The following is a 14,806-nucleotide window of genomic DNA, read 5'->3' on the forward strand; positions in this document are numbered from 1 at the left end:
TGTTGTCATGAATTCATCTTTTTAAATATCAATTAATATTTAACTGAAAATTGTTCAATATCCATACTATTAAAACCATTTAATGTCATATCAGCAGTTACGCCAGCCTGATATAAATAATGGCCTGCTGAACCAATCATGGCAGCATTATCTGTGCAAAGACTAGGACTCGGTATACAAAGTTTGATGTTATGTGATTCACAGGCTACTGCTAAATTTGCTCGTAATCCTTTGTTACTTGCCACACCACCTGCAACAATCAGTTGTTTAACATCATAATGCTTACAAGCCGAAATAGCTTTACCGACTAAAACTTCTACGACACTATTTTGAAAGCTTGTTGCTACATCTGCTTTGTTAATTGCTTCACCTTTTTGTTTTAAATTATGCAATTTATTAATTACTGCACTTTTCAAACCACTAAAGCTGAAGTCATAGCTATCTTTTTCAAGCCATACTCTAGGAAATTGATAATTATCTTGTCCTTCTGCTGCAAGACGGTCTACTTGGGGACCACCTGGATAACTTAGTCCAATTGTTCTCGCTACTTTATCATAAGCTTCACCGACAGCGTCATCTCTTGTCTCTCCTATAACTTCAAAGCTTAAATGATCTTTCATATATACTAATTCTGTATGTCCACCTGAGACTATTAATGCCATTAAAGGAAACTGTAAAGGCGTTTCTAAATGGTTCGCATATATGTGACCAGCAATATGATGAACAGGTATCAAAGGTTTATCATAAGCAAATGCCAAGGCTTTCGCCGCATTAATTCCTACTAATAATGCACCAATCAATCCTGGTCCTTGCGTTACAGCAACTGCATCTATATCATCCATTGTTACATTTGCTTTAACTAACGATTCATCAATCGTTGTTGTTATTCCTTCAACATGATGTCTACTCGCTACTTCTGGCACTACGCCACCAAAACGTTTATGACTCTCAATTTGACTCAATACGATATTACTGAGTATTTCTGTACCATTTTTAATAATACTTACACTTGTTTCATCACAACTCGATTCAATTGCTAATATTAATGTTGCTTCACTCATTAAAATTCACCCACATAACTAATGCATCCTCGCCTTCACCATAATAATTTTTTCGCTTACCACCATATTTGAAACCTAAGTTTGTATAAACGTGTTGTGCTATATCGTTATCTACGCGCACTTCTAAACTCATCATCTCACATTTTTCTCGGACAAAATTCATTACATATTTTAATAAAAGTTGGCCTAAACCGTAACCCCTATATTCATTATCAATAGCAACGGTTGTAATTTGTGCTTGATCAATTACTATCCATAAGCCAATATAACCAATTATCTTCTCATTAAATTCAATAATAAAATAATTTGCAAATTCATTTTGCTCTACCTCGTGATAAAATGCATCAATCGACCAACTACTGTCATTAAAACTATTTCTTTCTATATCAAATACCTGTGGCACATCTTTTGTGTTCATTAATCGTATATTTAACTCTTGTTCTGTTGGTTTAACCAATTTCTCTCAGCCTCTGATATTTTAATATAGTTTGGTTTAAATTGATGAATGTCTTCTGCCGTTTCAATAAGTGGTTTCATATTTTTAGCTAGTGGCACATTCGCAACACAGGTACTATCTAATAGTTCTTCTAACTTCTCAGTGTCCATCCCTACAAACATGTATGGTTGACCCGTCTTGTGCAATAAATCCAATAGTTCTTCAATAGGTAGATACTGGTCTTGTTCAACTTGGACTAATTGATCCGCTTCATATTGGTATACACCTGTATAAACTGCTTCTCTTCTTGCATCAAACACAGGTACAATCAATCTCGTATCTTCTTTAATCGTTGCAGCAAGTGCCTTTAGTGAAGACACACCATACAACTCAGCTTTTAAAGCATATGCTAAAGTTTTTGCCACTGTTACACCTATTCTTAAACCAGTATACGAACCTGGCCCTTGTGCAACTACAATGACATCGATATTTTCTTTCAATACTTTACTTTCAGCAATAACTTGTTCGATTGCTGGCATTAACTGTACTGAATGATTTACTTTTTCATTTGAATTCAATTCACTTAACACCTTATCGTCTTGCATTATAGCAACTGACAATGGCTGATTTGACGTATCAATCAACAGATAGTTCACGTTCAACCTCCTCCTTTATTTTTGCATAATGTACACCTTGTGCTTCTAATTCTATACTTCTTTCCGATTCATTTAATGTCGTTATATTAATAGTTAAAGAAGACGGTGGTAAAAACTCAGAAATAAATTGACTCCATTCGATTAAAATAACTGCTTCATCTTCAAAATATTCATCAAAGCCTAAATCTTCTTCAGAGTCTTCTAATCTATAACAATCCATGTGATGTAACTTCAAATTTAATCCTTGATATGATTTTATAATATTGAATGTTGGTGAATTAATATTTCTTTTTACACCTAACGCTTTTCCAATAAATTGACTTAATGTTGTTTTACCAGCACCTAAATCACCATTAAGCAATATAAGGTCGCCGGCTGATAAATACTTCGCTAGCGTTGTAGCAAAAACCGCCATTCCATCTAAATCCTTTATCTTAATCATATTCCTCTCCCTTTTAAAGCAACTTCACAATTTATTGTGATTAGTTGCTTTTATGCATGAGCTTTAGCTCAGGCGTTCCTTTTAAATTCCCACAATTTATTGTGATTAGTTGCTTTTATGCATGTAAAGTGCGATTAGCACTTGTATACCTTTAACACTTCTCTTATAACCCATTATAAAAACTCAGTTCTTTCTATATTAGCAATTCGCAATTTTATTTGAATTAATCACTATCTATTACTTCAATTTATCTGTTCTATATAAATAACTCTTATAGTTTAACAAATTTTTGCCTATTTTACTTCATAGTGAAACAAGTTCTTTCTTTTTTGCAATTATGTGAATTTAGAGATAATTCGAAAAAGTTATTGACATGACCTCGCCGATGTAGTAAATTTAATTTATCGAATTTTTAGACAATTCAATTAAATAAAACCATTCATTCGAGAGGAGTATAATAAAATGACCAAAAACCATATGCAATACAAACCAACAACTTCAAACAATTTAGTCATTTTATTATGCTATTAGGACTGGAACTTTAGTGAAGAATTTACTAAACGTTTAAGTCCTCTTTCTAGTTGAATGGGACTTGAAAGCGTCCCAATAATTTATTGGGACGTTTTTTTATTTTCAATTTTAAGGGGGAAACAGTATGAGAAGCGATATGATCAAAAAAGGTGATCAGCAGGCTCCAGCAAGAAGTCTTTTGCATGCTACAGGTGCATTAGAAAAACCAACAGATATGAATAAGCCTTTCGTGGCAATTTGTAATTCATATATTGACATCGTCCCAGGACATGTCCACTTAAGAGAATTAGCAGACATTGCCAAAGAAGCAATTCGTGAAGCAGGTGCTATTCCCTTTGAATTTGACACGATTGGTGTAGATGATGGTATCGCAATGGGTCATATAGGAATGAGATATTCCCTCCCCTCACGAGAGATCATTGCCGATTCTGCTGAAACAGTAATTAACGCGCATTGGTTTGATGGTGTATTCTATATTCCTAACTGTGACAAGATTACACCAGGTATGATACTCGCATCAGTCAGAACCAATGTTCCAGCCATCTTTTGTTCTGGTGGCCCGATGAAAGCAGGATTATCTTCAGAAGGTAAAGCATTAACACTTTCTTCAATGTTTGAAGCAGTTGGTGCTTTTAAAGATGGTTCGATTTCAAAAGATGAATTTTTAGATATGGAACAAAACGCTTGTCCAACATGTGGTTCTTGCTCTGGTATGTTCACTGCGAATTCAATGAACTGTTTAATGGAAGTTTTAGGCTTATCCCTTCCATATAATGGAACAGCATTAGCAGTGAGTGATCAACGTAGAGAAATGATTAGAGAAGCTGCATTCAAATTAGTAGATAATATTAAAAATGATATTAAACCAAGAGATATCGTAACACGTGAAGCGATTGATGATGCATTTGCATTAGACATGGCAATGGGTGGTTCTACAAACACTGTACTTCACACATTAGCAATTGCAAATGAAGCAGGCATCGATTATGACTTAACAAGAATTAATGAAATTGCTAAGAAAACACCTTACCTTTCAAAAATAGCACCTAGTTCTTCTTATTCAATGCATGATGTACATGAAGCAGGCGGTGTCCCAGCAATTATTAATGAACTATTTAAAAGAGAAGGTACCTTACATCCAGATAGAATCACAGCAACAGGCAAGACCCTTCGTGAAAATAATGAAGGTAAAGAAATTTTAAATAGCGATGTAATTAGACATCTAGATAACCCTTACGACAAACAAGGAGGTCTTTCAATTCTGTACGGTAATTTAGCTCCAAATGGTGCCGTCATTAAAGTAGGTGGTGTAGATCCTTCAATTAAAGTATTTAAAGGTAAAGCAATTTGTTTTGATTCACACGATGATGCAGTAGAAGCAATTGACAATCACGTTGTTCGAGAAGGCCATGTTGTTGTCATAAGATATGAAGGTCCTAAAGGTGGTCCAGGCATGCCTGAAATGTTAGCCCCTACTTCTTCAATTGTAGGAAGAGGATTAGGTAAAGATGTCGCATTAATTACAGATGGCCGTTTCTCAGGTGCAACTCGAGGCATTGCTGTAGGACATATCTCACCTGAAGCAGCTTCTGGTGGACCTATTGGACTAATTAAAGATGGTGATGAAATTACTATTGATTTAACTAACCGAACATTGAATGTCGAAGTATCAAATGAAACTTTAGAAGATAGAAAACAAGATGTAAAACCATTTAAAGCAAAAGTGAAAACTGGTTATCTTGCACGTTACACCGCACTCGTTACAAGTGCTAATACTGGTGGCGTAATGCAAGTTCCCGAAAATCTCATTTAAGGAGTGAGCACAATGTCTAAACATACTGAAACACTTGAAATAGAAAAATCAGAAAATTTCGAATCTTTGGAAGCAGCAGAAGCAGTTGAACCTGAAGTTGAACTAGAACAAGAGACAATTGATGAAATGAGATCTGGTTCAGAATTATTAGTCGAATCATTGGCAAATGAGTGTGTTGATTTTATATTTGGTTATCCAGGAGGCGCTGTTCTCCCTCTTTACGACACACTATACGAAGGAAAAATAAAGCATATCTTAGCTCGTCATGAACAAGGCGCAACGCACGCAGCTGAAGGTTACGCACGTGTTTCTGGTAATACAGGTGTAGTTGTTGTTACAAGTGGTCCAGGAGCTACAAATGCGATTACCGGTATTGCTGATGCTTACAGCGACTCTTTACCTTTAGTAGTTATCACAGGTCAAGTCGCAACACCTGGTATCGGTAAGGATGCATTCCAAGAAGCAGATTTACTATCTATGACAACACCAATTACTAAGCATAATTATCAAGTTAAAAATGTACAAGATATTCCTAAAACTATTCATGAGGCTTTTCATATCGCTAATACTGGAAGAAAAGGTCCAGTAGTAATCGATTTTCCTAAAGATATGGGTATCCTATCAACGAATGCACAAGTTACTGATGAATTAGAATTACCTGGTTACACAATACCTAATAAACCAAAAAAAGATGATATACAAAAATTGAGAGACCTTTTAAAGAGTGCTAAAAAACCATTAGTACTTTCAGGTGCAGGCATCAATCATGCCAAAGCCAATGAATTATTTACTGAATTTGTAAGTAGACATCAATTACCAGTAGTGAGTACGTTACTTGGTCTCGGCGCGATTCCATATGAACACCCCCTATTTTTAGGTATGGGTGGTATGCATGGATCATACGCAAGTAACATGGCCTTAACGGAATGTGATTTACTTATTAACTTCGGAAGCCGCTTTGATGACAGATTAGCTAGTAACCCTGATGAATTCGCACCAAATGCTAAAATCGTTCATGTTGATATCGATCCATCTGAAATCAACAAAATTATTAAAGTAGATTTGGGTATTGTTGCCGATTGTAAAGCGACATTAGAGTTTCTACTCGATTTCGATAGTTATTCAATTAGACATGAAGATTGGTTAGAAACATGTAACGAAAATAAAATACAACAACCATTTGCATACAGCGATGATGAAGATGGTGTATTTTCAAAACCACAACGTGCAATTGAATATATTGGAGAAATTACCAATGGTGATGCAATTGTAACTACAGACGTTGGACAACATCAAATGTGGGTTGCACAATACTATCCATTCAAAGACCATGGTCAACTTGTTACCAGTGGTGGTTTAGGAACAATGGGTTTTGGTATACCAGCAGCAATTGGAGCTAAATTAGCTAAACCAGACAAAACGGTTGTAGCTTTTGTAGGCGATGGCGGTTTCCAAATGACAAATCAAGAAATGGGTATTTTAGAAGAATATGGCATTGATATTAAAATCGTAATCGTAAATAACGGTACGCTTGGCATGGTGAAACAATGGCAAGATAAATTCTTTAATAAACGTTTTTCACATTCTGTGTTTAATGGACAGCCAGACTTTATTAAGCTATCTGAAGCATATAATGTAAAAGCCTATCTCATAGATGATCCTACACACTTAGAACAAAAATTGGATGAGGCTTTCCAACACGACGGACCAGCTTTAATTGACATTCGCATTTCACCAGTTGAAATTGTCTCTCCAATGGTACCAAGTGGTAAAGCAAACCATGAGATGGAGGGTCTATTATGAGAAGAACATTTAGAACAAAAGTAAGAGATAAAGCAGGTACATTAAATAGATTAACAAGTATTTTCGTACGAAGACAATTTAATATCGTTAATCTTTCCGCAACACCTACGCTAGAAGAAGGTATTTCTAATATTACTTTTGTAGCAGAAATACCTGATACAGATGTGCTACGCACGCTACTTCAACAACTTGAAAAGCAAATCAATATTATTGATGTTGAAGATATAACAGATACAAATACCTACAATAGAGAGTTGGTACTTGTGAAATTACAAACACCAAACAATCATCAAGAATTACAAAATTTAATCAAACCTTATGATGCGCTAGTCTCTATATTGAAAAATGAAGAAACTTATACGTACCTTCAAGCCTCAGGTCCACAATACACGATGGATAATTTATTAGACGATCTATCATCATATAAAATCGAACAAGTCTCACGTACGGGTTCGGCAGGTATTATTTAGCTTAAGCTTTAATGTTTTAACAAAAATTTCAAAACACATGGAGGATTATATTATGACAACAGTTTATTATGATGAAACAGTAAAGAAAGATGCATTACAAGGTAAAAAAGTAGCGGTTTTAGGTTATGGATCTCAAGGTCATGCGCATGCACAAAACTTAAAAGACAACGGCTATGACGTAATCATTGGTATCAGACCTGGACGTTCTTTTGATAAAGCAAAAGATGACGGCTTCGAAGTATATCCTGTAAATGAGGCAGCAAAACAAGCTGATGTTATTATGGTACTTCTACCAGATGAAGCTCAAGGAAAAATATATGAAGAAGAAATCAAACCCAATCTAGAAGCAAATAATGCATTAGTTTTTGCTCATGGTTTTAATATTCATTTTGATGTTATCAACCCACCAGAAAACGTTGACGTATTCTTAGTAGCTCCAAAAGGACCAGGACATTTAGTTCGTCGTACTTTTGCTGAAGGTAGTGCAGTCCCTGCCCTATTCGCAGTAGAACAAGATGCAAGTGGAGAAGCTACAGACTTAGCCTTAAGCTATGCTAAAGGTATCGGTGCTACACGTGCTGGCGTATTAGAAACATCATTCAAAGAAGAAACTGAAACAGATTTATTTGGTGAACAAGCTGTCCTTTGTGGTGGTACAACTAAATTAATACAAACTGGTTTCGAAACATTAGTTGAAGCTGGATATCAACCAGAGATTGCTTATTTCGAAGTATTACATGAAATGAAGCTTATCGTAGACCTATTATACGAAGGTGGCATGGAAAACATGCGTTATTCAATTTCAAATACAGCAGAATTTGGTGACTATGTATCTGGACCACGTATCATTACACCAGACGTTAAAGATAATATGAAAGCAGTACTAGAAGATATCCAACAAGGAAAATTCAGTGATCGTTTCATTAAAGATAATGAAAATAATTTTGAAGAGTTCCACAAACTACGTGAAGAACAACATGGACATCAAATCGAAGCGGTTGGTAAAGAACTACGTGAAATGATGCCATTCATTAAATCTAAAAGCATTGAAAAATAATTAGATTCAACCTTTAAATTAATCGTAATTGAAGAATCACACTTAGTTAGGAATATGTGATTGCTTAAAAATGCAGCTACTTTTCTCATAAAAGTGTGTTTCTTCATTACTTACGGTTATATGAGTCTAAAATTCATTTATAGGAGATGTTGAAAATGAGTAGCCATATTCAAATTTTTGATACAACACTTAGAGACGGCGAACAAACACCTGGCGTAAACTTTTCATTCGATGAACGTTTGAAGATAGCAAATCAACTTGAAAAATGGGGCGTAGATATTATAGAAGCTGGGTTCCCTGCATCAAGTAATGGTAGTTTTAAATCAGTTGAAGCAATCTCAAAAGAATTAACAACAACTGCTGTATGTGGTCTTGCCCGTTGTGTAAAAAAAGATATTGATGCAGTATATGAAGCAACTAAAGAAGCAGCAAAACCAAGAATTCATGTCTTTATCGCAACAAGCCCGATACATCGTGATTCCAAACTTATGATGTCTAAGGAAGAAGTTTTAGCATCTATAACAGAACATGTAAGCTATGCTAAAAAATATTTTGATTTAGTTCAGTTCTCCCCAGAAGATGCAACAAGAACAGAACTACCATTTTTAATAGAATGTGTTCAAACAGCTGTTGATGCCGGAGCAAGTGTAATCAATGTACCTGACACTGTAGGTTTCAGTTACCCTTCTGAATATGGTCAAATTTTCAAAACACTACAAGAATCTGTCAAAACAGACCACGAAGTAATTTATAGTGCACACTGTCATGATGATCTTGGACTTGCAGTAGCAAATAGTATGGCTGCAATTGAAAATGGAGCCAAACGAATAGAAGGTACCTTAAATGGTATTGGGGAACGTGCAGGTAATGCAGCACTTGAAGAAGTAGCACTTGGCCTTTACGTTCGACAAGATCATTACGGCAATCAATCTAGAATTAACCTTGAAGAAACAAAACAAACTTCAGATTTAATTGCTAGATTTGCAGGAATTCGAGTTCCTAGAAACAAAGCCATTGTCGGCCAAAATGCCTTTAGTCATGAATCAGGTATCCATCAAGATGGCGTAATCAAAAACCCTGAAACATATGAAATTATGACACCTCAACTTGTTGGTGTTAAAACAACAGAATTACCTTTAGGTAAACTTTCAGGAAAACATGCTTTTGCTGAAAAATTAATTAATTTAGGTTACGATGTTGAGCCAGAAGAACAAAAAGCTTTATTCAAACAATTTAAAACAATTGCAGATAAGAAAAAAGCAGTTACAGACCGTGATATCCACGCCTTAATACAAGGTACAGAACATGAACAAAATGCAATTTATCAAGTTGAAACTTTACAACTACAATTTGTTTCTAATGGGCTTCAAAGTGCTGTAGTCGTCATTAAAGATAAAGACGGTAATACGTACCAAGATTCTAGTATTGGCACCGGTTCTATCGTTGCCGTGTACAATGCAATAGATCGTATCTTTGACCTCAACACTGAGTTAATAGAATACCGTATTGATTCTGTTACTGAAGGTACCGATGCACAAGCTGAAGTACATGTACAAATTAAAATTGATAATCAAATCGTTACAGGTGTTGGTATTGACCATGATATCTTACTTGCTTCATGTAAATCATATGTAGAAGCACATGCTAAGTATGTTGCTAATTCTGCTACGGAAGAAGGTATTCATTCATGAGTTATAAGATTGTAGCTCTACCAGGTGATGGTATTGGTCCTGAGATTATGACAGGATCACTAGAAATATTAGAACAATTAAGCCAAGATTTTAATTTTAATTATGACTTAGAAACACATGATTTTGGTGGCATTGCTATAGATCGCCATGGTAAACCACTCCCTGAATCAACACTAAATGCATGTCAAAATGCTGATGCAATTTTATTAGGTGCTGTGGGTGGTCCAAAATGGACTGACCCTAACAATAGACCTGAACAAGGATTATTAGGCATACGTAAAGCATTAGGCTTATTCGCTAATATACGCCCTACTACAGTGACAAATGGTACAAGTCATTTATCTCCGATTAAAGAAGAACGTGTTGCAGGCACAAATTTTGTTTTAGTAAGAGAACTCACTGGCGGTATCTATTTTGGTGAACCTAAGAAATTGGGTGATGACGATGCACTCGATTCCCTTACTTATACAAGATCAGAAATAGAACGCATTGCTAGAGTTGGATTTGATTTAGCTCAAAAAAGAAATAAAAAATTAACTTCGGTGGATAAAGAAAATGTGCTTTCTTCTAGTAAATTATGGCGTAGAGTAATAAATGAAGTTTCACAAGATTATCCAGAAGTAGAAGTTAACCATTTACTTGTAGATGCTTGTGCAATGCATTTAATCACTAATCCATCACAATTTGATGTCATTGTAACTGAAAATTTATTTGGTGATATTTTAAGTGATGAAGCATCTGTAATTCCTGGTTCATTAGGTTTATCGCCTTCTGCAAGTTTTAGTGAACAAGGCCCACGACTTTACGAACCGATTCATGGTTCAGCACCAGATATTGCAAACCAAGATATCGCAAACCCTTTCGGTATGCTTTTATCAGTTGTAATGTGTCTTAGAGAAAGTTTAAATGAACCACAAGCAGCTGAAAAATTAGAATCAGTAATTTATCAACTCATTAAAGAAGGTAAAACAACCCGTGATCTCAATGGAAATTATAATACGTCAGATATTATTAATTTCGTAAAAGAAAATTTATAAAAAGGAGGAGATGTCATATGGGTAAAACACTATTTGATAAAGTTTGGAATAAACATGTCTTGACTGGTAAAGAAGGTGACCCACAGTTATTATATATAGATTTGCATCTTATACATGAAGTCACATCTCCTCAAGCATTTGAAGGTCTGAGACTCCAAAATAGACAACTGCGTAGACCAGACTTAACATATGCAACACTTGACCACAACGTGCCGACCGTAGATATTTTTAATATCAAAGATGAAATTGCAAATAAGCAAATTACTACATTGCAAAATAATGCTAAAGAATTCGGCGTCCATATATTTGATATGGGTTCTGATGAACAAGGCATTGTGCATATGGTAGGTCCTGAAACTGGTTTAACACAGCCTGGTAAAACAATTGTTTGTGGTGATTCTCATACTGCTACACATGGTGCTTTTGGAGCAATTGCTTTTGGGATTGGTACAAGTGAAGTAGAGCATGTATTTGCTACCCAATCCCTATGGCAAACTAAACCTAAAAATCTAAAAATTGATGTAACAGGCAAATTGCCGACTGGTGTGTATGCCAAAGATATTATCTTACATTTGATTAGTCAATATGGCGTTGATTTTGGTACAGGTTACGCCCTAGAATTTTCGGGAGAAGCGATTCGTAGTTTGAGTATGGAAGCTAGAATGACAATTTGTAACATGGCAATCGAAGCTGGTGCTAAATACGGCATGATGGAGCCTGATGAAACGACATTTGAATATGTTAAAGGTCGTCCATACGCAACAAATTTTGATGATTCCGTTGATGAATGGCGTGAACTCTACACAGATGACGATGCTGAATTCGATAGAGTCATTGAAATGGATGTCTCAGACTTAGAACCTCAAGTGACTTGGGGAACTAGTCCTGAAATGGGGGTAAGTTTTAGTACACCTTTCCCTGAAATAGAAAATGTTAATGACGAACGTGCATATAATTATATGGATTTAAAACCGGGTCAAAAAGCTGAGGATATCGATTTAGGTTATGTCTTTTTAGGTTCTTGTACAAATGCTCGTCTTTCAGATTTAGTTGAAGCGAGTCATATTGTTAAAGGAAATCAAGTCCACCCTAATATTACAGCAATCGTTGTTCCAGGTTCTCGTACAGTTAAGAAAGAAGCAGAAAAAATAGGACTAGACAAAATCTTTAAAGAAGCAGGTTTTGATTGGAGAGAGCCCGGTTGCTCAATGTGCTTAGGTATGAATCCAGACCAAGTACCTAATGGTGTTCACTGTGCTTCGACAAGTAATCGTAACTTTGAAGGTCGCCAAGGTAAAGGTGCAAGAACACATCTTGTTTCCCCTGCTATGGCAGCAGCCGCAGCAATTAATGGTAAATTTGTAGATGTTAGAAAGGTGGTTGTATAATATGGAAATCAAACCAATCACTACTTATACAGGTAAAGTCGTACCATTATTTCATGACAATATCGATACCGATCAAATTATACCTAAAGTCCATTTAAAACGTATTTCAAAATCAGGATTTGGACCATTTGCTTTCGATGAATGGCGTTATTTAGATGACGGTTCTGATAATCCAGATTTCAATCCAAATAAACCAGAATATAAAGATGCATCGATTTTAATTACCGGAGATAATTTCGGGTGTGGCTCAAGTCGTGAACACGCTGCTTGGGCAATTAAAGACTATGGTTTTGACATTATTATTGCTGGCAGTTACAGTGATATATTCTATATGAACTGTACTAAAAATGCGATGTTACCTATTGTATTAGATGAAGAAGCGAGAAAACATTTAGCACAAGCAGAATCGATCACAGTAGATTTACCAAATCAAACTGTTACTTCTCCAGACAAAACATTTACTTTTGATATCGATGAAACTTGGAAAAACAAACTCGTAAAAGGACTTGATGATGTTGCAGTAACATTGCAATATGAAGATGAAATCAATTCTTATGAAAGAGCAAAAACTTTTTAAAGATACTAAACTAACAAAGGTGTGAAACATATGACTGTAAAAACAACTGTTTCTTCAAAAGATATCGATGAAGCTTACTTACAAATAAAAGATACTGTTAAAGAGACGCCATTACAAAAGGATCATTATTTATCACTTAAATATGATTGTAATGTATATTTAAAAAGAGAAGACCTACAATGGGTCAGATCTTTTAAACTTAGAGGAGCTTACAATGCGATTGTAGCCTTGAATAAAGAAGACAGAGAAATGGGCATCACATGTGCAAGTGCAGGTAACCATGCACAAGGTGTGGCTTACACTGCTAATAAATTACACTTAGATGCAGTTATCTTTATGCCTGTCACTACCCCACTTCAAAAGATTAACCAAGTTAAATTCTTTGGTGGCCAAAATGTCGAAGTCATTCTTACAGGTGATACATTTGATGATTGTCTAAAAGAAGCGCTCGTCTATACAGAAGACAACAACATGAATTTCATTGATCCTTTTAACAATATCTATACTATTGCGGGCCAAGGCACGCTTGCTAAAGAAATCATTGATCAATCTAAAGAAGAAAATATACAATTTGATTATTTATTTGCTGCAATTGGAGGCGGAGGTTTAATTTCTGGTGTTGGCACGTATTTCAAGGAAAATTCACCTCAAACATCTATTGTTGGTGTAGAGCCTGCTGGAGCAAGCAGTATGTATACATCAGTTGTTTTAGAAAATCAAATCGTAACATTACCTGAGATTGATAAGTTTGTTGATGGCGCTTCAGTTGCAAGAGTTGGTCAAATAACTTATGACATCTCTAAAAAAGTTGTTGATGATTATGTTCAAGTACACGAAGGCGCTGTATGTTCAACTATTTTAGATATGTACTCTAAACAAGCCATTATAGCAGAACCTGCTGGTGCATTAAGTATTACCGCTTTAGATAATTATCAAGCAGAAATCAAAGGTAAAACAGTTGTTTGTGTTGTGAGTGGTGGTAACAATGACATTAACCGCATGAAAGAAATTGAAGAGCGTTCACTCCTTTTCGAAGAAATGAAACACTACTTCATTTTAAACTTTCCCCAACGTCCCGGCGCTTTAAGAGAATTTGTAAATGATGTACTCGGACCTAAAGACGATATTACTAAATTCGAGTATCTAAAAAAATCATCTCAAAACACCGGTACAGTTATTATAGGCATTCAATTAAATAATCATAAAGATTTGAATAACTTGAAAAAGAATGTAAATGAGTTTGACGCTTCAAATATTTACATTAATCAAAATAAAATGCTTTATTCACTCCTTATTTAAAAGCTTAGCTATTGTGCTAAGCTTTTTTTTAAAGAACTACTTCCCAATCTCATTGGGACTAGTAGTTCTTACACATGAGCTTAAGCTTATGTGTTCATATTTTAAACCAGCTGTTTTTTGGTAGTTAAGCTCTTCTTATCCATAAAAAAAGACCCTTTCGGATCATAATTGCCTGTAAAGTGCGCCTTAATTCTAATAATTAGAGTTTAGGAACACTTATACAAAAGACTTGTCTTTTGTATCCCTCTTACCCTACTCTTGCGGAACGTAAGTCGGCTACCATCGGCGCTAAGGAGCTTTTCTGGTATAAGGCAAGCGTTCGCATCTTTTCTCACTTTCGCTCTTTCCTTACTCACTTACCGCTTGTAAGCTCGTTGTGTCTTTCACTCAGTTCGTCAGCTTCAAACGCTTTCTTAAACCAGTTATTTTTTGGAAGTTAAGCTCCTTTTATCCATAAAAAAAAGACCCTTTCGGGTCCTTAATTGCCTGGCAACGTCCTACTCTTGCGGAACGTAAGTCCGACTACCATCGGCGCTAAGGAGCTT

The 14,806-nt window shown here is 35.5% G+C and carries 13 protein-coding genes; 9 read left to right on the forward strand and 4 right to left on the reverse strand.

Annotation, left to right across the window (positions count from 1 at the left end):
• Window positions 1-32: 32 nt before the first annotated feature.
• The 4 genes from tsaD to tsaE are packed head-to-tail and all read right to left on the reverse strand — an operon-like array spanning window position 33 to window position 2,595.
• A complete protein-coding gene (tsaD, locus tag AST02_RS10855) occupies window positions 33-1,061 on the reverse strand; it encodes a tRNA (adenosine(37)-N6)-threonylcarbamoyltransferase complex transferase subunit TsaD (RefSeq protein ID WP_069817779.1) in 1,029 nt (342 codons plus the stop codon).
• Window positions 1,054-1,518: a ribosomal protein S18-alanine N-acetyltransferase gene (gene rimI / locus AST02_RS10860; protein WP_002507128.1), complete on the reverse strand. Its 465-nt coding sequence runs from the start codon at window positions 1,516-1,518 to the stop codon at window positions 1,054-1,056. Before rimI ends, tsaD begins: the two co-directional genes overlap by 8 nt.
• Window positions 1,491-2,153: a tRNA (adenosine(37)-N6)-threonylcarbamoyltransferase complex dimerization subunit type 1 TsaB gene (gene tsaB, locus AST02_RS10865; RefSeq protein WP_069817780.1), complete on the reverse strand. Its 663-nt coding sequence runs from the start codon at window positions 2,151-2,153 to the stop codon at window positions 1,491-1,493. Before tsaB ends, rimI begins: the two co-directional genes overlap by 28 nt.
• Window positions 2,134-2,595 carry a tRNA (adenosine(37)-N6)-threonylcarbamoyltransferase complex ATPase subunit type 1 TsaE gene (tsaE, locus tag AST02_RS10870; protein ID WP_069817781.1) on the reverse strand — a complete coding sequence of 154 codons (462 nt, stop codon included), beginning with the start codon at window positions 2,593-2,595 and terminating at the stop codon, window positions 2,134-2,136. The genes tsaB and tsaE overlap by 20 nt, the downstream gene beginning before the upstream one ends.
• A gap of 655 nt (window positions 2,596-3,250) precedes the next feature.
• Between tsaE and ilvD the strand changes: the two genes are divergently transcribed.
• From ilvD to ilvA, 9 genes are all read left to right on the forward strand, one after another.
• Complete coding sequence (gene ilvD / locus AST02_RS10875; protein ID WP_069817782.1) at window positions 3,251-4,939, forward strand: dihydroxy-acid dehydratase; 1,689 nt, start codon at window positions 3,251-3,253, stop codon at window positions 4,937-4,939.
• A gap of 12 nt (window positions 4,940-4,951) precedes the next feature.
• Window positions 4,952-6,742 (forward strand): biosynthetic-type acetolactate synthase large subunit, encoded by a 1,791-nt coding sequence (ilvB, locus tag AST02_RS10880; protein ID WP_069817783.1) that lies wholly within the window; start codon window positions 4,952-4,954, stop codon window positions 6,740-6,742.
• Window positions 6,739-7,212, forward strand: coding sequence for an acetolactate synthase small subunit (ilvN, locus tag AST02_RS10885; protein WP_069817784.1), 474 nt, complete (start codon window positions 6,739-6,741; stop codon window positions 7,210-7,212). The genes ilvB and ilvN overlap by 4 nt, the downstream gene beginning before the upstream one ends.
• Before the next feature lie 52 nt (window positions 7,213-7,264).
• Complete coding sequence (gene ilvC, locus AST02_RS10890; protein ID WP_046466309.1) at window positions 7,265-8,269, forward strand: ketol-acid reductoisomerase; 1,005 nt, start codon at window positions 7,265-7,267, stop codon at window positions 8,267-8,269.
• 155 nt (window positions 8,270-8,424) lie between these two features.
• Complete coding sequence (locus AST02_RS10895; RefSeq protein ID WP_069817785.1) at window positions 8,425-9,960, forward strand: 2-isopropylmalate synthase; 1,536 nt, start codon at window positions 8,425-8,427, stop codon at window positions 9,958-9,960.
• Complete coding sequence (gene leuB, locus AST02_RS10900; RefSeq protein ID WP_046466311.1) at window positions 9,957-10,997, forward strand: 3-isopropylmalate dehydrogenase; 1,041 nt, start codon at window positions 9,957-9,959, stop codon at window positions 10,995-10,997. Before AST02_RS10895 ends, leuB begins: the two co-directional genes overlap by 4 nt.
• Window positions 10,998-11,014: 17 nt before the next feature.
• The gene (leuC, locus tag AST02_RS10905; protein WP_046466312.1) at window positions 11,015-12,385 is read left to right on the forward strand and encodes a 3-isopropylmalate dehydratase large subunit; all 1,371 of its coding nucleotides are present in this window, start codon (window positions 11,015-11,017) and stop codon (window positions 12,383-12,385) included.
• 1 nt (window position 12,386) lies between these two features.
• Window positions 12,387-12,962 carry a 3-isopropylmalate dehydratase small subunit gene (gene leuD / locus AST02_RS10910; protein ID WP_046466313.1) on the forward strand — a complete coding sequence of 192 codons (576 nt, stop codon included), beginning with the start codon at window positions 12,387-12,389 and terminating at the stop codon, window positions 12,960-12,962.
• A 30-nt stretch (window positions 12,963-12,992) separates the two neighbouring features.
• Window positions 12,993-14,261 carry a threonine ammonia-lyase IlvA gene (ilvA, locus tag AST02_RS10915; protein ID WP_069817786.1) on the forward strand — a complete coding sequence of 423 codons (1,269 nt, stop codon included), beginning with the start codon at window positions 12,993-12,995 and terminating at the stop codon, window positions 14,259-14,261.
• Window positions 14,262-14,806 lie beyond the last annotated feature (545 nt).

It is taken from the genome of Staphylococcus equorum, assembly GCF_001747895.1.
Classification (GTDB): Bacteria; Bacillota; Bacilli; order Staphylococcales; family Staphylococcaceae; genus Staphylococcus; species Staphylococcus equorum_A.